This is a genomic window from Luteimonas salinilitoris, assembly GCF_041300785.1.
GTDB lineage: Bacteria > Pseudomonadota > Gammaproteobacteria > Xanthomonadales > Xanthomonadaceae > Luteimonas > Luteimonas salinilitoris.
This window is the reverse complement of record NZ_JBFWIB010000004.1, coordinates 300,405-322,745: the sequence shown is the minus strand read 5'-3', so window position 1 is coordinate 322,745 and position 22,341 is coordinate 300,405. Positions and strand designations below refer to the sequence as shown.

The window sequence follows — 22,341 nt, the reverse complement described above, 5'->3', positions numbered from 1 at the left end:
AAGACGCCCATCGAGCGCATGCAGGAGCTCTCAAAAGCGTTGCACTTGGGGTGTTAATTCACCCGTCATCTCCGAACTCTGACTCGGCTTGCTTTGGCAAGATGTAAACGTCTTTTAGCAGGTGCTCAACAATGTTCATAGCAAGCCCAATCTGCCTGTCGCTGTGCGGCTTCACTTCGTGCGCTGCCAGGTTTCCTAACGTGCGAATCTTGTGGAGGATTGCTGCGCTGGCCGGAGTTAAGACCGACGCACTTACCAGGCTGTCTATTTTCTTAAGCAGGTCATGACCAGTTGCGTCTTTCTCTTTACACACTGTTTCCAGCAAAGCCCTTAGGCCAATCCCCGCCAGCACCGGAGATTGACTGGACAAGGCTTGCAGTGTTTCGTCGTATATCCGTCCAACGTTAGTAGGTAAGTAGTGAGCGTCATCGCCAAGACCTTTAATCCCATCAACCCTCGAAGGGTAAATGCTTTCATCGACGACATACTCCCCTTCGCCGTCGTAGCTTGTTTGGACCCAATCTTCTGAGTTCGAGCTGGCCTTTCGAAAGGAGATGGTTTTGCACCCTAGGCATTGGATGATCTGGTGATCAATGGTCCATTGCATGGAGTTCTGGCCGTCATCATAGTCCCCACGCAGATCATATGAGGCGACGACCTTGTGGGTCGTTTTTCCGCTGCACTTAGTGCACGAGATCTCGTGCTCTTTGTCGGCAGTCGAGTCCTTTGTGTACTCGATTGAATCCATGACACTCTCCAAATGACGTCTATCGCTTAGTAGACCCCGAAATCGGGGTGTATTAGATCAATATTCAGCCTGCCGAAGACGAGTATCAAGGAGAAAACCTGCAAGGAATCATGGCGTTATCCGATGGATCACAGCCGTCGATTGGGACAGGCCGGGCGTGTTATCCGACAGGAACGGCATGGTATGACTTATCCACCGGAAAATGCAGGAATATCCGGGACCGGAATGAAAAGAAGCAAGCCGGACTGTTCGCTGGAGTTCGGCGACGTCTACAAGTCGAACAATTACGAGACGCCCGCTCATCGCGTCCCCCGACACGCCGGAAATCCGGAACATCCCAAAAACACCTCTCCGCTCCGCCGATTCTTGCGCTCCACCATCGCCTTCCCGCAACTGGGACATTCTGGCGCCGCTGCAAGTTCGGCGGGCGCCAGCACCGGCTCGATTCGCTCATGGATCGGGCGTGGCTGCGCTGAAGTCACCTGCACCTCGTGGATCATCCGCAGCAGCATTTCGCCTTCGATCAGTTCGATGGGCTTGCCCGCGGCGAAGCGCTCCGCGTCACGGGTGAACGGCCCGAGCGAGGCGATCAGGACGGCGTCGGCGCCGTGGTGGGCCAGCAGGCCGTACATTTCCCGGACCACGGACACCGGCACCTGGCGACGGCGCCATTGCTTGCATTGCACCAGGTTGCGGCGGCCGTGGCGGCGCAAGATCAGGTCGATGCCGCCGTCGGCGCCGCCGAGGCCGGTTTCCTCCACGACGTAGCCCTGCCTTCGAAAGGCTTCGCCCACCAGCAGTTCGAATTCGCGCCAGCCCAGGGCGGCCAGGCTGTCCAGTCCGGTGCGGGTGTCGAGCAGGCGGCGGCGCTTGCGCCGGCCGAGCCAGGAAGCGAGTGCGGCACCCCAGCACAGGGCCAGTACCGCCCACGCGATGGGTGCGAAGGCGGGCGCCTGTTGCGCGAACGCCTGCCCGAGTGGGCCGCTGGACTGGCCCATCCACCAGGCGATGCCGTGACGGATGGCGAGGAATCCGAGAATTCCCGCGGCGATGCCTGCTGGCCACGGCAATGTGGCCAGGGCCTCGAGTGCACTCTGCTTCCTGCGTGCCATAGATCCCCCCTGTGGGGGAAGATAACGCCATGGGGAGCAGATGTCAGCACGGCTTTCCCGGCGGGCGGAAAAGCACTCGCGCCTTCGGCACTCGCCCCCTCACCCTAGCCCTCTCCCCCGGCCTGCGGCCGGGGGAGAGGGAACGGATCTGCGCCGCTGGGAAGATGGATCAGAGATGCCGCTAGGGAAGCGGCGGCAGCGCGTAGTCGAACGTGTAGTGGTGTGTGCCGTCGACGATGTCGATGGCCATGCGTCCGGTCAAGCCGGCCAGTTGATCGGTCGCCGAGTCCGGCACCACGGCAGCGTGAGCGACGGCTTGCCGCGGTCCATCGTGCCGCTGTGCTGGAAGGTGAAGCTGCCGGTGCGCCCATCTAGGGTGCCGGTCACGCGCTCCAGCGCGACATATCCCGCCGAGCCGTCGACCGCGGTCTGCGTTGCCAGCATCTGCCCCTTGCTGGTGGCCTCCAAAGGACCGTGGAACTGCTTGTCGATCGCCATCCGGGCGATCGACGGGTCGCCGGCCGTGTCGGCCTGCGGCGTCAGCTTCACGTCGAATGTGCCTTTCACTTGGGTCATGGTCACGGTCTTCAGCGTGGCTTGCGGAGCATTGGAAAGATGGGCGGCGACGTCCCCACCTGGATCGTGCCCAGCAACTCGAACCCGTACCGTTCATAGAGCGGGATATTCTTGGGATTGCTGGATTCGAGATAAGCCAGCGAACGGTCACGGTCGCACGGGACAAGGGCGTGTTGCATCAGCGCCGCGCCGCACCCTTTGCCCTGTTGAACCGGATCGACCGCGATGAACGGCAGGAACCAATGCGGCTCCTGCGGATGGTAGCGCGCCATCTGCTCGAAGACCGCAAAGAGATCCTTCTGGACGGGTGCGTACCCGGTGCGCTGCAGCAGATCGACCAGCATCTCTTCGTCAGGGCCGACCCCGGGCGGTAGCCACATGGCCGCGCCTGCGTAGCCGTCAGCGTAGTAGGCGCTGCCGTGGGCAAACGCCTTGCCTCCGAGCGCCCCGACGAAGCTGGGGAAATGCCGGAGGTACTGCTGTGGATCGGGCCATGTCCAGCGGACCGCGGGATCCGCGCTGAATGCCAACGCCACCACGGCGATCAGCGATGCTTCGTCGGATGCGGTAGCCGTCTTGATGCTCTGCTCTGCCATGGTCTGCCTCCCACGTTTCAGCGCCTGCTGGTTCACAGGTCGTCGGAATACCCGGCCTTCAGGCGAGGCCATTGGACGATGGGGCGTTCATCGATGCGGTAAGGATGCTCGCCTTTCCACCGTGGCCAGCCGGCCGGCGACGCCTCCGATGCCTCCTGCCGCCCGTAAACCGTCAGGTCGAGCAAAGCGTAGCTGTTGCCCATGGTCTCGACGCCGCGCCTGGTCGTCCAATAGGTCTCGAACACCTTGGAGCCTTGTCGCAGGTAGCAAACGATATGCATCATGCCTGCCCGGCGTCCGACCAGCAGGGTGTCGAGCGAGTCCTGGGCCGAGTACCAAGGCATCTCCCAGCCCATGAAGTCGCGGTACCGGGCGCTCTCTTCGTAAGGGCCTTGGCAGAACACGGCGTAGGTGACGTCACGCGAGTGCAGGAAGGAAAACTCGCGGACTTGCGATGTATAGAGGGTGCACCCCTCGCACTGCTCGGCCGCCGGACGGCCGGTGTACCACATGAAGTAGTAGGCGATGAGCTGCCGGCGACCCTCGAAGGCATCCAACAGCGTCACCGCGCCACGCTCGCCGATCAGTTGCGTGGCGCCATCCACCTCGACCATCGGGAGCCGCCGGCGGTCGGCCGCAATGGCGTCGCCCTCTCTGGTGTGGGCCTTTTCTCGAGCCCGCAGCATGTCCAGCTCCGCCTGGAAGGTGCGCCGGTCGACGATCCTGGGCGCTCCAAGTTCATCACTCTTGATGTCTTTCACGGCTCGTCTCCTCCTTACGCTGGGTCGCGATGAAGCGTTGGGCGACTACATTCGCCTTCTGTCCAAAAGCGATCGCAGCCTCCTGACAACCGACCGAAGAGGCTCCGTCAGTCGCCATGATCTGGACGAAACTATCGTCTCCAGGGTGTTCGACAGCCTGGCGCATTCCGCCTTGGAAACGCCAAGCGCCTGATCGGAGGCATGCATCCGCTTTTCCAGTTCGCGCTGCTTCTTCTTCAAGTTCCGAATTATGGTCTCGGATTCCCCCAGCGCCAAAGAGGCGGCACACGCCTGCCCCAGGCGCCAGAACATCTGCCTGACCGCCAGCTTGATTTCCTGGTCGTCATCGGCCTCAAAAAGCCGCGTCAAAAGCGGAGGCAACTCCTTCCCCGTTCCAATCAGGCCAAGTCCGCCGCCATGCATGAATTCGAAATGCGGCAAGCCCCGGCATGCCTCGGCATACGAGTCCGCAATGGCGCCGCCCTTCTTGTGCCGGTCTATTCCGTGGACGAGCACGACACTTCTCTCGCTCAATTTCGATTGCAACCCGGCCAGCAGATCAGGCAGATCCCCCTGCTCTACCGGAGCGCAGATGCTGAGCAGGTCGACTGACCCGTCTTCGAGCCGCACGGACCGGGAATCGGCTCGGCCGGACCCTACGCTCGAAAATGCAGAAAAGTTCAACTTGTTGTAGTCACGGAATCGTTGCCGGGCCTGACTGTCGGCGGCATCCTCGCCTTGCTCCCCGACAGACCCCAGATGAAGACAGCGTGCGTCCATGGCCAGGCGCTGGATCGCTTGGCAGCAAGCAAAATACGACGTTCCGCACTCTGCTCCGATCGCCACGACCAGCCCGGGGCGAATCGCCTCGACGAGCCAGAAAACGAAAGGCACATGCTCCGCCAAGTCCGGGTCATCCAGGTAGCCCGGGTGCCAGAACACCGACGGCAACGCGAACGGTTGCAGGTCGACAACGGGTTGTCGCCACCTTTCGCTGACTGCCGTTCCTGTTCCGGCGGAAACTTGCAAGAATTCATTCATTGGGAGCACTCGACGGGAAGGCGCAAGCTTCCCTTGCTGTGGCCGATGCGATCAAACCGGAACCGCATGCTTCGTCACTTCCGCTCTTTCCCTGCATCCGTAGGCACGTACTCATCGGGTATGCCGTAGACCGCGTACCCTCTCTTCCTGGAAATCTCGACAAGCCCTTGCAGCTTGAGCGATGCCACCCAATCGCGCCAGCGATCCGTCCCTTGCTCCTGGATCAAGCAGATGACCCCGGATGTGTCCCGAGCCGCATGCATCCCAGCAACGAAGAGCTGGAGCTCATGCCCTTTGATCCGTTTTTCCATAAAGTGCTCGTCGATCACGATCACATCGAAAGACTGCCTGCGCAGCTGTTCGACCCCGACGCCCAGGGACGCCTCCCATGGCCCGAGACCTATGCCTGCACTGAGATAGTTCACCCTATCGCAGTTGATCAAGCATCGCGCTCCCTGAGGGCTCGGGAACACATGCAGCACCCGCTTCGCGCGCCCCTTTCGCCTCGGGAACATGTCGGAAACGAACTTTGCGTAGACGGCGTTCCTCTCGTCGTCCTCATGGTCGCCGGATGTCGCTTTGCCTTTGCGAGCCGGCGGGTTCTCGAGCAGATCGATGATCTGCCCTGCTCGATGATCGAAGGTATATGTGGATTTCAATCTTTCCCAGCATAGGCGGGCATTTTCGATAATCTCCCGATAGCGCAGCTTGCAGCGCCACATTGCGTCCCAGTATTCCCGTTCGTTCGAGGCATACATGACACCGTCCCCACAAACCTCCCTTAATTCCGAGAACGAGTCACTCAGTACGGGCAGCCCGGACGCCAGGCAGTCGAAGACCCTGTTATTGATGATCCCGAAGTACTGCATGTCCCCCCAATGATCATTGAGACTGAGGCGGTAGGACCTGTATAGCGCCGGCAATTCGGCGTTGTCCACATACTCCCGCTGGACAAGATCTTGCAGGCCGAACTGCTGCCAGCTCCTCCCAATGAGCTCCGGCCGCATGCCGACGTTCATCGCCCATTGCATCATCTCTCGCCGGACGCTGCGACAGCTCGCGACGAAGATGACCCCTCGTCGGCTTTCAATGTCGTCCAGAACATCCTTTTCCGGGAGAGAGAACAGTTTGGTGTCCGTGCACTGGGGCATGAGGCTGAGCGGGACATTCGTCGCCCCTTCCAGCGCCCGAAGATGCGTTTCCGAAGCCGGGCAAACAACCGTGTATGCATCGATCTCGTCGATGCTGATCGCAGCGGGGTGGCTAATCACCCATAGCACCGACAACTCGCCCGGCTTGGGAAAGTACCTGCGCTTTCCGCGCAGCACGATTACAGCGTCGGCATCTCTGCCCTTGTCCCATTCCGGCCAGTAATGCTGCTCCACGGAAGCGCCGCGATCCTCCAACGCCCTTTGCAGGGACTTTCCGAAATGATAGTCCCCCCAAAGTTTCATATTGGGCCCGATGGGAGACGGATTCTTGATGGCAATTCGCATCTTTCGATCGGAACCGCCGAGGCTGCCCTCGGCCTTATCGAATTGCGCTGACGGATTCATCCGACGATGATCGCGCACAAGGGCAATCTTTCCAAGAGCGCCCAACAGATCGCCGCGCCCTATCGTTCAACTGGAACTCTGACCACGCCCAAAGGGCGTGGTTTGCTTCATTGCCAATCAATTCGCTACCCGATGGATCACAATCGTCGACCGGGAATAGCGCTATGGGGTGTGGATGTCAGTACGCTGCCGGTTCCTCGGCAGTGAGTCAGGTGGGGTTGGTCGGGGGTGGCCCGAAGAGGCTTGCCCCCGAGTGCTTTAGTCGGGGGCTGGGCAAGGGTGCGGCGAAGTGGTGGCGAATTGAGCCGTCGCGGCTTCGCCGTACCCTCACCCCAACCCCCGCTCCGCGCCCCGGCCCGCGCCGGCGGCGCGGGCGCTCCACCGCACGCGCGCCAGTGGCGCGCAAGCCGTGCGGTCTCGCCCCGGAGGGAGAGGGGCTTCGAGCCTGCCCCTGCGGTCGCGGGCGTGGCGCGACGACGACGGCCGCCCTACGCCGGCTGCAGGCCCGGGCGGCCGCGCTCGATGACGAAGCTGGCGTGGGTGCGTACCGGGGCGTCGGGAGTCGTCACGCGGTCCAGGACCTTCAGGTCGCCGCGCCAGTGGTCGCGGGTCACGTCGCACAGCACGTAGCCGCGCTTGTCGGTCATCGCCTTGAGGTGCGGGTTGAGGCTGCGCGTGTTGCGGGTGAAGTCGTCGTCCTCGCCCACGCCGTCGGCGCCGGAGGTGATGGAGGTGGCGAGGAACTCGCTGGAGATCACGCCGCCCGCTTCGTCGTCCTGCAGCAGGTCGCTGGCGAAGTGGCGGTGCGCGTCGCCGGAGACGGTGACGACGTTGCCCAAGCCGGCGTCGCGGATGTGGCCGAGCAGGCGCCGGCGGTTGGCGAGATAGCCGGACCACTGGTCGGCCGAATGCACGACCTCGCCGCTGTCGGCGCGGCGCATGGCGAGGTTGGCCAGGCCGACCTGCTGGGCGACGACGTGCCAGCGCTGGTCGTCCGGGCGCAGGCCGTCGTGCAGCCAGGCTTCCTGGCGGGCGCCGAGCATGGTCCGCTCCGGCGCCAGCGTGGCCTCGCCGAATTCGCCGTCGCGGTCGCCGTTGATCTGGTCGCTGCGGTACTGACGGGTGTCGAGGAAGTGCGCGGTCAGCAGGTCGCCCCAGGCGGCGCGGCGGAACATCTGCATGTGGCCGTTCGCGGGCATGGCGCGCCGGCGCAGCGGCATGTGCTCGTAGTAGGCCTGGAAGGCGGCGGCGCGGCGCAGCAGGAACAGTTCGGGCGGGGTGCCGTCCTGGTCCTTGTCCGTGGCCCAGTTGTTGTCGATCTCGTGGTCATCGAAGCTGACGAACCACGGCGCGGACGCGTGCGCGGCCTGCAGGTCGCGGTCGCCGCGGTAGAGCGCGTGGCGGCGGCGGTAGTCGTCCAGCGAATAGATCTCGCCGCCGACGTGGCGGCGCAGCGGCGTGAACGGCCGGCCGTTCATGAGGCGCTCGCCGGGCCCGGTGTCGGCGCCCTCGTAGAGGTAGTCGCCGTAGTGGAAGACGAAGTCCAGCGGCTCCTCGGCGATCCGGCGCCAGGCGGTGTAGTGGCCTTCCTCGTAGTGCTGGCAGCCGGCGACGGCGAAGCGCACGCGGTCCACGCGCGCGCCGGCGGCCGGCAGGGTGGCGCTGCGGCCGACCGGGCTGACGGCGTCGCCGGCGACGAAGCGGTACCAGTAGGGCCGGCCCGGGGCCAGGCCTTCGAGCTCGACGTGCACGGCATGGGCCAGTTCGGGCCGCGCCAGCGCGTGACCGCTGCGGACGACGCGGCGGAAGCCTTCGTCTTCGGCCAGTTCCCACGCGACGGGCATCGGCCGCATCGCCATGCCCCCGCCCTGCTCCAGCGGCTGCGGCGCGAGCCGGGTCCAGAGCACGAAGCCGTCGGAGGCCGGTTCGCCGGAGGCGACGCCGAGCTGGAACGGATCGCGGTCGAAGCGCGGATCGGCCAGCAGGTTGCGCGGCGCGTCCTGGGCGAAGACCTGCTCGAACGGGGCGAGCAGGGTCGCGGCGGCGCCGGCGCCCAGCGCGCGGAGCAGGCGCCGGCGGCTGTTGTCGTGGGTCATGGAAGGGGCTTCCGGAATGGGCGCCGCCACCCTGCCGGGCGGCGGCGCGATGGTGGGTCAGAGCGCGTAGATGGCGTGGACGTACACGCCCTGGCCGTACTCGTCGCGCTGCGAGAGCGTGCCGCCGACGTTGCGGGCGTGGTACCACTCCGGATGCGCGTCGAGCAGGTTGTCGACCTCGTACTTGAACGTCCAGCGCTCGCCCACCTGGTGCCAGAACGAGAAGTCGACGGTGGTCATCTTGTCGACGAACTTGTCGTTCCACGGCGTGGAGCCGATGGAGCCGAGATAGTCGTCCTGGTGGTTGACCGACAGGCGCGCGGTGCCGCGGATGGCCGGGACGTAGTAGGTCAGGGTGAGGTTGGCCATCCAGTCCGGCTGGTGGAGCATGCGCTCGAGGCTGCGGCCGCCGCTGTCGGTCACGTAGTTCATCTCGCCGTCCAGCAGGCTGACGTTGAACGAGGCGCCGAGGTTCGGGTGGAAGCCGAAGGCGCGGTTGACCAGGGCGAGTTCGAGGCCCTGGATGGTCGAGGTCTCGGCGTTCATCGGCTGGCGGATGCGGTCGAGCACGCCGTCGTTCTCCACTTCGGTGGTCAGGGTGAAGATGTCGTCGTCGATGTCCTTGCGGAACGCGGTGAGCGCGACCAGCGCGTTGCCGCCGTCGAAGTAGCGCTCGATGGCGAGGTCGTAGTTGTCGGCGCGGCGCGGGTCGAGATCCGGGTTGCCGCGGGTGATGCTGCAGCCGGTGACCTCCTCGCCGCAGGTGCGGCTCTCGGCCTGGGCGACGTTGCCCGGCGTGGGGCGGCCGATGGTGCGGCTGACCGAGCCGCGCAGCTTCCACCGCTCGTTGAGGTCGTGCACGACGTTGAACGACGGCAGCCAACTCGCGTAGCCGCCGTTCGGGCGGGCGACGTCGCCGGTGAGCTCGCCGTCGAGAGTGAGCGGGGTGCGGCCGTCGAAGGTGGTGTCGTCGTAGCGCAGGCCGAGGATGTAGCGGGTGGCATCGGTGGCGTAGTGCAGCGAGAGGTAGGCGTTGGCGATCTCCTCCTCGTAGGCGTAGTCGGCGATCGTGCTATGGCGGTGGGTGGCCGCCTCGTCGACCGGCAGGCCGGGAAACACGCTGCCGTAGAACCGCTCGTAGTCCGGCCACGGCACGACCAGCCCGCCGCTGCCGTGGTGCGAGTAGTTCGGGTCGTACATGTAGCCAGTGGCGTCGCTGCCGGTGACGCGGCGCAGGCTGTCGACATCCTTGTCCATGCGCAGCCGGCTCCAGCGCGCGCCGGCCTTGAAGCCGAAGCCGGTCGCGCCGGGTGCCAGGTTGAAGGCGTAGTCGGCGCGCAGGTCGAGCACGTTCTGCTGCGCGCGGGTGTGGGTCATCTCGGCGGCGCGCAGCAGGTACGGGTTGGAGAACGGGTCGCCGATGTAGCCGGTCAGCTGCGGCAGCTTGCTCATCAGATAGCTGAAGTACTGGCCGTCCGGCGTGGTGCGCGTCTGCAGGTAGGGCTGGGTGTCCTTGTACTGCTCGCGCGTGTAGCCGGCGCGCAGCGACAGCGTGGAAAGGTCGTCGAGGTGCCAGTCCATGCCGCTGGTCAGCCCGCTGGCGGTGCGGTCCCACTGGTTATAGCGCACCACGGACTGGATGTAGTCGACGGCGACGGTGCCGGTGTCCTGGGTGCGGTCGCGCACGTCGTTGGGGTCGCCGATGATGTTGGTCGAGTTCATCGTCGACGACTCGCGGCGGTTGTACAGATATCCCATCAGGAAGGTGTCGATGTCCTCGCGCGGGCGCCATTCCAGCTTCAGCGAGGCGCCCTTGTTGGTGATGACGTTGCTGTAGTCGCCGTAGGCGAACTTGGCCAGCGAGTTGTTGCCGTCCCAGCCCAGCGCCGGGTCCGGCGCGGCGATCGGCGCGCCGTCGGTGTCGAAGTAGGTGCGGGCGTCGCTCCAGTTCTTGTTGGAGTTGCGCACCCGGTCCTGGTAGCGGGCGGTGAACACCACGCCGAACTGCCCGTCCGCACCGAAGCGGTCGGCGAAGGCGGTCTTCAGGCCCTTGCCCCAGTGCGACTTGCCCGCGCCGCCGGCATTCTCGCCGGCCGGGCCCTCGAACGAGGAGTAGATGCCGTAGCCGTCGACCATGAAGTACGGGCCGGGCGTGGCGAACGCGGAGCGCGAGACGATGTCGATCGCGCCGCCGATGGCGGCGGCGTCCTGTTCGGCGGTGAAGGCCTTGAACACGTCGACGCGCTCGGCGATATCGCTGGGGACCAGCTGCAGGTTGACGCGGCGGCTGCCGGAGCCGTTCTCGCCGGTGGTCGCCAGCGCCAGGCCGTCGAGCGTGGTGACGTTGAGGTCCGAGGAGATGCCGCGGATGGTGATGTAGCGCGGCTCGTCGCCGTCGCCCTCGTAGCTGACGCCCGGCACCTGCACCAGCATCGAGGCGATGGAGTTGTCGCCGGTGGGCGCCTCGATGTCGTCGTAGCTCACCGAGTCGACGATGGTGGGCGCTTCCTGCTTGACGTCGATCGGCTGGTAGCCGTAGTTCGCGGTCACGCGCACCGTGTCGAGGGTGACGGCGTCGTTGGCACCGGTGTCATCGGCGGCGAAGGCCGGGGCCATGGCGGCGAGCGCGAGTACGCCGGCGACGGCGAGGGAGAGTCGGTTCCTACATGCGGTCATCTGGGTTCTGCAAGGCAAGGAAAAAGGAACGCCACCGGGCGGTGGCGTGATGTGGCGATCTTATGGCGCGAATGCTTCACCCAGTTTTCAGTTGCGTTGCTGCAACCGCACGGTAAACACCCCGGCAAAAGCCGGCGGCTTTATGAAGGGATATCTAGAAGCCAATCCTCGCGCCGGCCTGCGCCCTTCCGGAAAGTGACGGGAGTTCTGGGGCCAGCCGTCACATGCCTACCGCTTTGCGCTCGCCCGTCCGCTGGTTCACCTTGACGCGCCACGGATAGTGATCGCCCTCCCCTCCCGAGCCGGCCACCCGCAGATGGTTGGTCACCGCCTTGCGCCATTGCGGCCCGTCGTTGGGGCCGCTCATGTGCGGCGTCTTGGAATGGTGGAAGACCACGTCGCCCCGCGCCATCGGGCAAGCCACGGCACGGCGCTCGTCGACCTCGCAGGTCAGCAGGTCGCTCTGGACGCCGGGGACCAGGTGGTGCGGGAGGATGCCATCCGCATGCCCGCGGTCGATGAAGTGCATGCAGCCGTTGACCTCGTCGACGGCGTGAAGCGGAATCCAGCCGGTGATGCCGCGGTCCTCGAGGTTCCTGCCCCAATAGCCCTCATCCTGGTGCCAGTAGGTCGGGACGCTGTTCTTCGGTGGCTTGCCGAGGAACTGGTCGTACCAGAACTCCATCGGCTGCCGCATCAGCTGCGCGCTGAAATCGACGAGCCAGGCCCGGTAGCGCTGCCTGCCGATGTCGGCCCACAGCTTGGAAGGGGACGCCTGGACGATCCGGAACGAGCGCTTGTCCCGCGCCTCGTTCTGGTCCCAGGCCCAGTCGTTCGCGAGCTCTTCCTTGTTTTCGAGCAGGCGGTCGCACCAGAACTCCAGCGGCTCCAGGTCGGCAGGCGGGATCGCCGAGGTCACCAGCAGGTAGCCGTGCTGCCGGAAGAAATCGACCTGGTCCTGGGTGGCGTCGGGATAGGACATGTTGACCGCACGCTTTTCGTCTGGTCGGCCCAGTCTGCGTTGGACGCCGGGGCGATCAATCGACGGGATCTGTCTTCATTCGATAGGAAAGTTTGCGCGCGACCGCACCCGCGTTCGCCGCCGGCGCTCCGATGCGCCTGGCACCGCCTGTTCACGGCAGGCCGTCCCTCGCGGCATGTCCGCCCCGATCAACGATTCACATCCATCGCGATAAAGAGATACCATTCAGGCGAATCCGACCCGCCTGCCACGATGACCCCGATCTCCTTCGAGTTCTACCCGCCCAAGACCGACGAGCAGCGCGCACAGCTCGACCGCACCGCGCTCAAGCTCAAGGCGTACGCGCCCGAGTACGTCTCCTGCACCTTCGGCGCCGGCGGCTCGACGCTGAGCTACACCCCGGAAACCGTGCGCCGGTTGTACGAGGAACACGGCTTCGACGCCGCGCCGCACCTGTCGTGCGTGGGCGGCACCCGCGAGGAGATCCGCGAGCTGCTGGCGCGCTACCGCGACCTCGGCTGCCGGCGCATCGTGGCGCTGCGCGGGGACCTGCCGTCCGGCATGGGGCACCCGGGCGACCTGCGCTACGCCTCGGACCTGGTGGCCTTCATCCGCGGCGAGTTCGGCGACACCTTCCGCATCGAGGTGGCCTGCTACCCGGAGATCCACCCGCAGGCCGACGATGCGCTGGCCGACCTGCGCCATTTCAAGGCCAAGGTGGACGCGGGCGCGGATGCGGCGATCACGCAGTACTTCTACAGCGCCGAGGCGTACTTCCATTTCGTCGATGCGGCGCGCAAGGCCGGCATCGAGGTGCCGATCGTGCCGGGCATCATGCCGGTCTCCAACTTCTCGCAGCTGCGGCGCTTCTCCGAGACCTGCGGCGCGGAGATCCCGCGCTGGATGCGCAAGCGCATGCAGGCCTACGGCGACGATGCCGAGGCGGTGCGCGAGTTCGGGGCCGACATCGTCGCCACGCTGTGCCGACGGCTGCTCGAGGGCGGCGCGCCCGGCCTGCACATCTACACCCTCAACCTGGCCAAGCCCACGCAGACGCTGCTGTCGCGGCTGGCCGCGCCAGGCAGCCCTTTCCGCCGCAGTGAAGAATGGGCCGTCGCCACGGGCGGTGTCAGTGAATAGCCCGCACCTCAAGCCAACAGGCGAGGTTTTGATCCATCGCGATGGGCTCGGCTATTGATTTGCACCGCCCGTGGCGACGGGCCTTGTCTCGTGTAACGGAAAAGGCTGCCTGGCGCGGCATCGCGCGCATGGTGCGCTCCTACGGGGCGCCGCACATTTCGCGGGCGCGAGGAAGGCGCGCCGTGCGAGCCGCATTGCCCGGCTGAATGCGCCCCGCATCGGTCGTCACTTCCCGACGGGCGGCACGGACGCTAGGCTGGCGCGATGATTCGCCGCACCCTCCCCTGCGTGATCGCCCTCGGCCTGGCAACGGCGGGATTCACGACGTTCTCGGCGGCGCAGGCGCAGATCAACCGCTGCACCACGCCCGACGGCGGCACCATCTATACCGACCGCAGATGCAGCGACCTGGGCGCGGTGGAGCGCACGCCGCGGAACGCCGCGGCGCAGGCATCGCAAGCCTATCGCGGCGGTTGCGCGCGCAACCTGCACGACCTGATCCACGAGATGACCATCGCGATCGACAATCGCGACGTCAACCGCCTGGCCGGCGTCTATCACTGGGCCGGCATGTCCAATGGCGCGGGCTACCGCACCATGGACCGGCTCGACCGGATCGCGCAGCAGCCGCTGGTCGACATCGTCGCGCTGCGCCCGGCAACGCCCGTGGTCGTGACCGAGCACGCCGGCATCAGCGCCAGCGTGACGTCCGGCGACGGGTTCCGCGCGGCCACCAGTCGCCGGCCGGTCGCACTGCGGGTGGAGCAGACCGTCGGCGCAAGCGTGGCGCCGATGCGCACGATTTTCGGCCTGCGCCGGCATCTCGACTGCTGGTGGGTGAGCCTGTAAACCGCACTTTGAAGCGCCTTCCCGCGCGCCTGGGCCGCCGCGAGGCGGCGTTGCGGGCCTTGCCAAGGCGGCCAGCCTTGGCGGCGGCCCGCGCCTTGCCTCGCAGCGGCCCAGACGCGCGGATAAAGCACTCCAAAGCACATGCCACGCTCTAAAATGCGCTGTCCCCCATCCAAGGCGGCCGCAGCATGCAGTACCCCGAATGGATCTGGCACAACGGCGGCATCAAGCCCTGGGCCGAAGCCACCACGCACGTGATGGCGCACGCGCTGCACTACGGCTCCTCGGTGTTCGAGGGCATCCGCAGCTATCGCACCCCGGACGGCCCGGCGATCTTCCGCCTGTCGGACCACAACCGGCGCCTGTTCGCCTCGGCGAAGATCCACGAGATCGAGATCCCGTACACGCTCGACCAGCTCAACGCCGCCTGCCGCGAGGTGCTGCACAGGAATGCGCTCGGCACCGCCTATCTGCGCCCGATCGCCTTCCGCGGCCTGGGCGGGTTCGGCCTGTCCGCGGAAACGCCGGTGGACGTGGCGGTCGGCGCCTGGAACTGGGGCACCTACCTGGGCGAGGGCGTGCTCGAGACCGGCATCGATGCCTGCGTCTCGAGCTGGCAGCGCTTCGCACCGAACACCATTCCCGCCGGCGCCAAGGCCGGCGGCAACTACCTGTCCGGGCAGTTGGTCGCACGCGAGGCGCGCCGGCTCGGCTTCGGCGAAGGCATCGCGCTGGCCTCGACCGGGCTGCTCAGCGAAGGCGCCGGCGAGAACCTGTTCCTGGTGTTCGACGGCGCCCTGCATACGCCGCCGACCAGCGCGGCGCTGCTCGACGGCATCACCCGCCACAGCCTGATCACGCTGGCGCGCGCCGACGGCATCGAAGTCGTCGAGCGCGACCTGCCGCGCGAGTACCTGTACCTGTGCGACGAGCTGTTCATGTGCGGCACCGCCGCCGAGATCACGCCGATCCGCTCGGTCGACGGCCGCCAGGTCGGCGCCGGCAAGCCCGGCCCGGTGACCCGCCGGCTGCAGGCACTGTTCTTCGGCCTGTTCGACGGCAGCACGCCGGACCGGCATGGTTGGCTGGAGCCGCTAAGCCCGCCCCCATCGCCGTAGAGCGGAGCTTGCTCCGCTGCCTTTCTTGCAAACACCGCATCGCGGAAAACGACACCTCATGGGTTCCGGAGCCGAGAGCAGCGGAGCAAGCTCCGCTCTACGGGGGAGCTGGGGCCTGCTGGCGTGTCCGGATCGCACGGAAAGTCAGGTTGATCCGCGCGCCGACCGGCCTGGCGGTCGGCGGCAGCGCATGACGGTAGTGGCGCTGGGTCTCGCCGCGCATCAGCAGCAGGCTGCCATGCGGCAATTCCAGCGCCAGGCGCTCGCCCGAACCGTCGCGACGCTTGAGCAGGAAACGCCGCGGCGCGCCCAGGCTGATCGACGCGATCGTCGGGCGCGGACCGAGTTCCGGCTCGTCATCCGAATGCCAGCCCATGCGGTCGCGGCCGTCTCGATACAGGTTCGCCAGCACGCTGTTGAAATCGATGCTTGCTGCCTCCCGCAGGCGCACGCGCAGCGGCGCGAGCACTTGCGGCCAGGGCCGCGGCTCGAATCGCGTCCCCGAGTAGCGATAACTCGCCTCCGGATCGCCGATCCAGCAGCTCAGCCGCGGACTGTCGACGGTGCGCCCGAACATGCGGATGCGGTGCGTCTCCCACGGCACCTGCGCCAGCAGCGCGGCAAACAGCGCATCGGCCTGCGCCGCATCGAGCCAGGTCGGATCGAAGGCGAGATCGGCGTCGGGCAACGGTACGGAAGTCAACGGCATGGCGCCGGAGCATACGGGAGGACGCGCGCCGGCCGCACCCCGAATAATAGACTGCACCTTCCCCCGTAGAGCGGAGCTTGCTCCGCTGCTCCAGGCTCCGGAGCCAACATAGCGGAGCAAGCTCCGCTCTACGGGCACGGCGACCGGACCTTCGGCCGCGCGATCTGCCCGAACTTGGCGCATTCACGACAAACCCGCGACAATCCCCGGATGCCATCCGCGGAGCCAGCATGAACCAGCCAGCCGAAGCCGAACGCGACGTGATGGAATACGACGTCGTCACCGTGGGCGCCGGCCCCGCGGGGCTGTCATTCGCAATCCGCCTCAAGCAGCTGGATCCGGAGATCTCGGTCTGCGTGATCGAGAAGTCCAGCACCATCGGTGCGCACATCCTGTCCGGCGCGGTGATCGAGCCCGGTCCGCTCGACGCGCTGCTCCCTGGCTGGCGCGACAACCCGCCCCCGGTCTGCGTGCCGGCGAAGGAGGACGAGCTCTGGCTGCTGTCGAAGACCGGCGGCCGCAAGGCGCCGATCGTGCCCCCGGGCATGCGCAACCACGGCAACTTCATCGTCTCGCTGGGCGCGATGTGCGCGTGGCTGGCGCCGCAGGCCGAGGCGCTGGGCGTGGAGATCTATCCGGGCTTCGCCGCCGCCGAAACCCTGCACGACGACGACGGCACGGTCGTCGGCGTGCGCATCGGCGACATGGGCGTCGCCCGCGACGGTTCGCACAAGCCCGGCTACACCCCGGGCATCGACATCCGCGCCAAGGTCACGGTGCTGGCCGAGGGCGCGCGCGGGCATCTCACCAAACGCCTGGTCAAGCGCTTCTCGCTCGATGCCGACAGCGATCCGCAGGCCTACTCGATCGGCATCAAGGAGCTGTGGCAGCTGCCGGACGGACGCGTGTCGCCGGGCAGGATCGTGCATACGCTCGGCTGGCCGGTGGACAACCGCACCTACGGCGGCAGCTTCCTGTATCACCTCGACAACAACCGGGTCGCCATCGGCTACGTCAGCGGCCTCGACTATGCGGACCCCGAGTTCCGGCCATACGAAGCCTTCCAGCAGTGGAAGCACCACCCGACGATCAAGCCGTTGCTGGAAGGCGGCAACATCCTCTCGGCCGGTGCGCGCGCCATCGTCACCGGCGGTTGGCAGTCGCTGCCGAAGGTGGAGATGCCGGGCGCGCTGCTGATCGGCGACACCGCCGGCCTGCTCAACGTGCCCAAGATCAAGGGCACCCACCAGGCGATCCGCAGCGGCATGCTGGCCGCCGAGCACCTCGCCGCCGGCGCGCTCGCGCCCGTCGGCTTCGATGCGAAGCTGCGCGCGTCCGAGGCGATGGCCGAGCTGCGCAAGGTCCGCAACATCAAGCCCGGATTCAAGCGCGGCCTGTGGTTCGGGCTGGCCAATGCCGCCTGGGAGACCGCGACCGGCGGCCTGTCGCCGTGGACGCTGAAGGTGAAGGCCGACTGGTCCTCGCTGGACAAGCTCGACGGGCGCAGCGCCGACGGACGCGAGCCCGATTACGTGCAGCGCGACCTGCCGCCGCGCGACCGCCTGGCCGGCGTGTACTTCGCCGCCACCGAGCACGACGAGGACCAGCCCGTGCACCTGATCGTGCACGACACCGAAGTCTGCGTGACCCGCTGCGCCGAGGAATACGGCAATCCCTGCACCCGCTTCTGCCCGGCCGCGGTCTACGAGATCGTGGAGGACGCCGCCGCCGAGCACGGCAAGCGCCTGCAGATCAACGCCGCCAACTGCGTGCACTGCAAGACCTGCGACATCAAGGATCCGTACGAGATCATCACCTGGGTGACGCCGGAAGGCGGCGCCGGGCCGAACTACCAGAATCTGTGAGCCCGCTCGCATTTGACCGATAACGGTCGCACGCTGCGATCCATGTGGTTCCTACGGCCGACCGATCACGGTCGCACCGGAACGGGCCGGTCGATCCCAAGCTGGTGTTCGCGGAAGCAGCGCGGCAAGATGGTTTCCTGGTCAGCAAGGCGCTCCGGCGACCAGAGAGCCTGCATCTCTCCTCCTGCCGATACGCGCCTCGGGGCCGGAGCCATCCAAGGGACGGCTCCGGGCGCCAACGAGCGTATACCCTGAACCGCTGCAGCGCAGGAAGCAGGTGCACCGGTTAAACTGTGGCGTTCCACTGCACAGGGTCGTTCGCATACATGACCTCCAAGACTTGGTTCGTCACCGGCGGCGCCGGTTTCATCGGCGGAAACTTCGTGCTCGACGCCATCGGACAAGACGTCCGGATCGTCAATCTCGATCTGCTCACCTATGCCGGCAATCCGGATACGCTGGCGTCGCTGCGTGGCAATCCCGCGCATGTCTTCGTGGAGGGCGACATCGGCGACCGCGAGCTCGTGGCGGGGCTGCTGAAGGAATACCGGCCCGATGCGATCGTCAACTTCGCCGCCGAGAGCCACGTCGACCGTTCGATCGACGGCCCGGCCGCCTTCGTCCAGACCAATGTGGTCGGCACCCTGGGCCTGCTGGAGTGCGCGCGCGACTACTGGCGCGCGTTGCCGGAGCAGGAGCGTGGCGGGTTCCGCTTCCTGCATGTGTCCACCGACGAGGTCTACGGCTCGCTCGGAGCGGAGGGCCGGTTCACCGAGACCACGCCCTACGCGCCGAATTCACCTTACTCGGCCTCGAAGGCGGCGTCCGACCACCTGGTGCGGGCCTTCCATCACACCTACGGCCTGCCGACGCTGACCACCAACTGCTCCAACAACTACGGGCCGTACCAGTTCCCGGAGAAGCTCATTCCGCTGGTGATCGCCAAGGCCGCCGCGGGGGACGCGATCCCGGTCTACGGTGACGGCCGCAACGTGCGCGACTGGCTCTATGTGAAGGACCATTGCAGCGCGATCCGCCGGGTGCTCGAGGCCGGCCGTATCGGAGAGACCTACAACGTGGGCGGCAATGCAGAACGCGAGAACATCGTCGTCGTCGAGACGATCTGCCGGCTGCTCGACGAGCGCCTGCCGCGCGAGGACGGCAAGGCGCGGGGGGAACAGATCACCTTTGTGCGCGACCGGCCCGGACACGACCGCCGCTACGCGATCGACACCACCAAGATCAGCCGCGAACTGGGCTGGTCGCCCTCGCTCGGCTTCGAGGAGGGGATCGCGCAAACGGTCGATTGGTACCTGCACAACCATGCCTGGACCACGCGCATCCTCGATGGCGCCTACCGGCTCGAGCGCCTCGGCGAGGGAGAGGCTGCATGAATCGAAAGGGCATCATTCTCGCCGGCGGTTCCGGAACCCGGCTGTATCCGATCACCCAGTGCATCAGCAAGCAGCTGCTGCCGGTGTACGACAAGCCGATGATCTATTACCCGCTCAGCGTGCTGATGCTGGCGGGCATCCGCGAGATCCTGGTAATCAACACCCCGCACGAGCAGGTGTTATTCCAGCGCCTGCTCGGCGACGGCTCGCAATGGGGCGTCGAGCTCCGCTACGCCGTGCAGCCCAGCCCGGACGGGCTGGCGCAGGCGTTCACGATCGGCCGCGATTTCATCAACGGCGATCCCAGCTGCCTCATCCTCGGCGACAACATCTTCTACGGCCACGGCCTGACCGAGACCTTGCGGAATGCCAACGCGCGCGACGCGGGCGCCACGGTGTTCGGCTATTACGTCAGCGATCCCGAACGCTACGGGGTCGCCGAACTCGATGGTGCGGGCAAGGTGATCGGCATCGAGGAAAAGCCCGCGCAGCCGCGCTCCAACTACGCGGTCACCGGACTGTACTTCTACGATGCCGGCGTCTGCGACCGGGCCGCGTCGCTCAAGCCGTCTGCAAGGGGCGAGCTGGAGATCACCGACCTGAACCGCCTCTACCTCGACGACGGGCAGCTGCACATGGAAGCGCTGGGGCGCGGATCGGCCTGGCTCGACACCGGCACCCATCAGTCGCTGCTGCAGGCGGCTTCGTTCATCGAGACCATCGAGTCGCGCCAGGGCCTGCGGATCTGCTGCCCGGAGGAGATCGCCTGGCAGAACGGCTGGATCGACGACGAGGCATTGCTCGCGCTGGCGGAGCCACTGAAGAAGAACGGCTACGGCCAATACCTGGCCGCCCTCGTCGAACGGGGAAGCGCCCTGTGAAGGCGACGGAGACACCGCTTGCGGAATGCCTGCTTATCGAGCCGAAGGTCTACGGCGATGCGCGCGGCTGGTTCATGGAGTCCTGGAACCGTGAGCCTTATGCGGCGCTCGGGATCGGGCCGGAGTTCGTCCAGTCCAACCTGTCGCGCTCGGCGCGGGGCGTCCTGCGCGGGTTGCATTACCAGTGGCCGAATCCGCAAGGCAAGCTGGTCAGCGTGCTCGAGGGCGAGGTATTCGATGTGGCGGTGGACATCCGCAGGGGCTCGCCGACGTTCGGGCAGTGGGCGGGCGTGATGCTTTCGGCGGAAAACCGCTGCCAGTTCTGGGTTCCGGAAGGATTCGCGCACGGCTTCGTCGTATTGAGCGAATCCGCCCTGTTCTCGTACCTGTGCACGGCGCCCTACGATGCCGCCGCCGATGCCAACGTCGCATGGAACGATCCGTCGATCGGCATCGAGTGGCCGGTCGAAGATCCGTCGCTCTCGGCCAAGGACGCGGCGGCGCCGCTGCTGCACCAGATCGCTGGGGATCGGCAGCCCATCTTCACCGGACGGGACTGATGCGCATCCTGCTGCTGGGCGCCAACGGGCAGGTCGGCTATGCGCTGCATCGCAGCCTGGTCGGCCTCGGCGACATCGTCGCGGCCACCCGCGGCGGCCGGCTGCCCGGCTCGGCGCTGCCCTGCGAAGCGGGCGATTTCGAGACGCCGCGTGCACTGGAGGCGCTCGTACAACGCGTCGCGCCCGATGTCGTGGTCAACGCCGCCGCATGGACCGCCGTCGACAAGGCGGAAGCGGAAGCGGAAGTCGCATACCGGATCAACCGCGACGCCGTGGCCGAGCTGGCCGAGGTCTGCGCCGCGCGCGACGCACTGCTCGTGCACTACTCGACCGACTATGTCTTTCCCGGCAACTCGGATCGCCCCTGGCACGAGGACGACGAAACCGCGCCGCTGGGCGTGTACGGCGCGAGCAAGCTCGCCGGCGAGGACGCCGTCCGCGCCAGCGGCTGCCGGCACATGATCTTCCGCACGGCATGGGTCTACGACCACCGTGGGCACAATTTCCTGCGCACGATGCTGCGCCTGGGCGCCGAGCGGGACGCATTGCGCGTAGTGGCCGACCAGATCGGCACGCCGACCCCTGCCGCCTGGGTCGCGCAGGCAACCGCCCTGGCACTGGCGCGCGCGCCGGGATCGACCGGCACCTGGCATCTCGCCGCGGACGGAGAAACCTCCTGGCATGCCTTCGCCGAGGCGATTTTCGAGCGGGCCCTGGCGGTCGGGCTGCTTGCCCGCACCCCTCGCGTGCAACCGATCACCACCGCCGACTATCCGACGCCGGCCCGCCGGCCGGCGTACTCGCGCCTGGACACCTCCCGGCTGGCGCGCGATTTCGGCATCACGCTGCCCGATTGGCGCATCGGTCTGGATCAGGTAATGGCGGAACTGGCGTAACGGGCACGCATCCGACTGCAGCATCTGCGGTCAGTCCTGTTTCGGGGCGAAGGACTCGACCATTCGCAACGCAGCCACGAAAGTGCTGCTTTACAGTGCGGCTCGCGAGCCGTCGGTGACTAAAGCGGGACCGCCGGACATCAGTCGATGGGGCAGCCCGTCTTCTGCCTCAGCTCATCTTCGCTCACGCCCGGTGCCAGTTCGACCAGCTCCAGGCCGGCATCGGTCACATCGAGCACGCCGAGATCGGTGACGATGCGGTCGACCACGCCGACGCCGGTCAGCGGCAGCGTGCACTCGGGCAGGATCTTGTGGCCGCCGTCCTTGGCCACGTGTTCCATCAGCACTACCACGCGCTTGACGCCGGCCACCAGGTCCATCGCGCCGCCCATGCCCTTGACCATCTTGCCGGGCACCATCCAGTTGGCCAGGTCGCCCTTGCCGGTGACCTGCATGGCGCCGAGGATGGCCAGGTCGATGTGGCCGCCGCGGATCATCGCGAACGAGTCGTGGCTGCCGAAATAGCTGGCGCCCTTGCGCGCGGTGACGGTCTGCTTGCCGGCATTGATGAGATCGGCGTCGACCTCCTCCTCGGTCGGGAACGGACCGATGCCGAGCAGCCCGTTCTCCGACTGCAACCAGACGTCGACGCCGTCGGGGATGTGGTTGGCCACCAGCGTCGGCAGGCCGATGCCGAGATTGACGTAGGCGCCGTCGGTGAGTTCCTGCGCGGCGCGTTGCGCCATCTGGTCGCGGGTCCAGGGCATTTTCCATTCTCCGTTCGT

The 22,341-nt window shown here is 66.5% G+C and carries 20 protein-coding genes and 1 pseudogene; 9 read left to right on the top strand and 12 right to left on the bottom strand.

All coding sequences use genetic code 11. From position 1 onward, the window contains the following. Positions 1-58 precede the first annotated feature (58 nt). The 7 genes and pseudogenes from AB5T46_RS09805 to AB5T46_RS09775 all read right to left on the bottom strand — a co-directional run bounded on the left by AB5T46_RS09805 (position 59) and on the right by AB5T46_RS09775 (position 6,390). Entirely contained in the window at positions 59-748 is a 690-nt protein-coding gene (locus AB5T46_RS09805) for a DUF4145 domain-containing protein (protein ID WP_370563723.1), read from the bottom strand. Positions 749-1,047: 299 nt separating this feature from the next. Beyond that, a complete protein-coding gene (locus tag AB5T46_RS09800) occupies positions 1,048-1,860 on the bottom strand; it encodes a restriction endonuclease (RefSeq protein ID WP_370563722.1) in 813 nt (270 codons plus the stop codon). A 181-nt stretch (positions 1,861-2,041) separates the two neighbouring features. Then, positions 2,042-2,436: pseudogene (locus AB5T46_RS09795) on the bottom strand (DUF3224 domain-containing protein). An 11-nt stretch (positions 2,437-2,447) separates the two neighbouring features. After that, positions 2,448-3,032 (bottom strand): GNAT family N-acetyltransferase, encoded by a 585-nt coding sequence (locus tag AB5T46_RS09790; protein WP_370563721.1) that lies wholly within the window; start codon positions 3,030-3,032, stop codon positions 2,448-2,450. Between the two features lie 32 nt (positions 3,033-3,064). After that, positions 3,065-3,793 (bottom strand): DUF899 family protein, encoded by a 729-nt coding sequence (locus tag AB5T46_RS09785; RefSeq protein WP_370563720.1) that lies wholly within the window; start codon positions 3,791-3,793, stop codon positions 3,065-3,067. Positions 3,794-3,838: 45 nt separating this feature from the next. Continuing rightward, positions 3,839-4,834, bottom strand: a complete 996-nt coding sequence (locus AB5T46_RS09780; protein WP_370563719.1) for a hypothetical protein — start codon at positions 4,832-4,834, stop codon at positions 3,839-3,841. 74 nt (positions 4,835-4,908) lie between these two features. Further along, a complete protein-coding gene (locus tag AB5T46_RS09775; RefSeq protein ID WP_370563718.1) occupies positions 4,909-6,390 on the bottom strand; it encodes a glycosyltransferase family protein in 1,482 nt (493 codons plus the stop codon). A gap of 6 nt (positions 6,391-6,396) precedes the next feature. Here AB5T46_RS09775 and AB5T46_RS09770 point away from each other — a divergent pair, with 6 nt between their 5' ends. Then, on the top strand, positions 6,397-6,597 hold the full coding sequence (locus AB5T46_RS09770; RefSeq protein ID WP_370563717.1) for a hypothetical protein: 201 nt from the start codon (positions 6,397-6,399) through the stop codon (positions 6,595-6,597). Between the two features lie 281 nt (positions 6,598-6,878). On the opposite strand, the gene AB5T46_RS09765 is transcribed toward AB5T46_RS09770, so the two are convergent. From AB5T46_RS09765 to AB5T46_RS09755, 3 genes are all read right to left on the bottom strand, one after another. After that, entirely contained in the window at positions 6,879-8,486 is a 1,608-nt protein-coding gene (locus tag AB5T46_RS09765; RefSeq protein ID WP_370563716.1) for an alkaline phosphatase D family protein, read from the bottom strand. Positions 8,487-8,543: 57 nt separating this feature from the next. Beyond that, positions 8,544-11,162 (bottom strand): TonB-dependent receptor, encoded by a 2,619-nt coding sequence (locus AB5T46_RS09760; protein WP_370563715.1) that lies wholly within the window; start codon positions 11,160-11,162, stop codon positions 8,544-8,546. 220 nt (positions 11,163-11,382) lie between these two features. After that, positions 11,383-12,144: a phytanoyl-CoA dioxygenase family protein gene (locus AB5T46_RS09755; RefSeq protein WP_370563713.1), complete on the bottom strand. Its 762-nt coding sequence runs from the start codon at positions 12,142-12,144 to the stop codon at positions 11,383-11,385. A gap of 252 nt (positions 12,145-12,396) precedes the next feature. Here AB5T46_RS09755 and metF point away from each other — a divergent pair, with 252 nt between their 5' ends. The 3 genes from metF to AB5T46_RS09740 all read left to right on the top strand — a co-directional run bounded on the left by metF (position 12,397) and on the right by AB5T46_RS09740 (position 15,251). Continuing rightward, positions 12,397-13,284 carry a methylenetetrahydrofolate reductase [NAD(P)H] gene (gene metF, locus AB5T46_RS09750; protein ID WP_370563712.1) on the top strand — a complete coding sequence of 296 codons (888 nt, stop codon included), beginning with the start codon at positions 12,397-12,399 and terminating at the stop codon, positions 13,282-13,284. 264 nt (positions 13,285-13,548) lie between these two features. Then, entirely contained in the window at positions 13,549-14,133 is a 585-nt protein-coding gene (locus AB5T46_RS09745) for a hypothetical protein (protein WP_370563711.1), read from the top strand. A gap of 188 nt (positions 14,134-14,321) precedes the next feature. After that, the gene (locus tag AB5T46_RS09740; RefSeq protein ID WP_370563710.1) at positions 14,322-15,251 is read left to right on the top strand and encodes a branched-chain amino acid transaminase; all 930 of its coding nucleotides are present in this window, start codon (positions 14,322-14,324) and stop codon (positions 15,249-15,251) included. Positions 15,252-15,348: 97 nt separating this feature from the next. Here AB5T46_RS09740 and AB5T46_RS09735 read toward each other — a convergent pair whose 3' ends face one another. Then, positions 15,349-15,960 carry an alpha-ketoglutarate-dependent dioxygenase AlkB family protein gene (locus AB5T46_RS09735; protein ID WP_370563709.1) on the bottom strand — a complete coding sequence of 204 codons (612 nt, stop codon included), beginning with the start codon at positions 15,958-15,960 and terminating at the stop codon, positions 15,349-15,351. 230 nt (positions 15,961-16,190) lie between these two features. On the opposite strand from AB5T46_RS09735, the gene AB5T46_RS09730 reads away from it, so the two are divergent. From AB5T46_RS09730 to rfbD, 5 genes are all read left to right on the top strand, one after another. Further along, positions 16,191-17,825 (top strand): electron transfer flavoprotein-ubiquinone oxidoreductase, encoded by a 1,635-nt coding sequence (locus tag AB5T46_RS09730; protein WP_370563708.1) that lies wholly within the window; start codon positions 16,191-16,193, stop codon positions 17,823-17,825. A gap of 326 nt (positions 17,826-18,151) precedes the next feature. Then, a complete protein-coding gene (rfbB, locus tag AB5T46_RS09725) occupies positions 18,152-19,219 on the top strand; it encodes a dTDP-glucose 4,6-dehydratase (RefSeq protein WP_370563707.1) in 1,068 nt (355 codons plus the stop codon). Continuing rightward, positions 19,216-20,100: a glucose-1-phosphate thymidylyltransferase RfbA gene (rfbA, locus tag AB5T46_RS09720; RefSeq protein WP_370563706.1), complete on the top strand. Its 885-nt coding sequence runs from the start codon at positions 19,216-19,218 to the stop codon at positions 20,098-20,100. The genes rfbB and rfbA overlap by 4 nt, the downstream gene beginning before the upstream one ends. Next, positions 20,097-20,660 carry a dTDP-4-dehydrorhamnose 3,5-epimerase gene (gene rfbC / locus AB5T46_RS09715; RefSeq protein ID WP_370563705.1) on the top strand — a complete coding sequence of 188 codons (564 nt, stop codon included), beginning with the start codon at positions 20,097-20,099 and terminating at the stop codon, positions 20,658-20,660. The genes rfbA and rfbC overlap by 4 nt, the downstream gene beginning before the upstream one ends. Then, on the top strand, positions 20,660-21,556 hold the full coding sequence (rfbD, locus tag AB5T46_RS09710) for a dTDP-4-dehydrorhamnose reductase (RefSeq protein WP_370563704.1): 897 nt from the start codon (positions 20,660-20,662) through the stop codon (positions 21,554-21,556). The genes rfbC and rfbD overlap by 1 nt, the downstream gene beginning before the upstream one ends. Positions 21,557-21,696: 140 nt before the next feature. Here the strand turns inward: rfbD and AB5T46_RS09705 are convergent, their stop codons facing one another. After that, complete coding sequence (locus AB5T46_RS09705) at positions 21,697-22,323, bottom strand: CoA transferase subunit B (protein WP_370563703.1); 627 nt, start codon at positions 22,321-22,323, stop codon at positions 21,697-21,699. Positions 22,324-22,341: the final 18 nt, after the last annotated feature.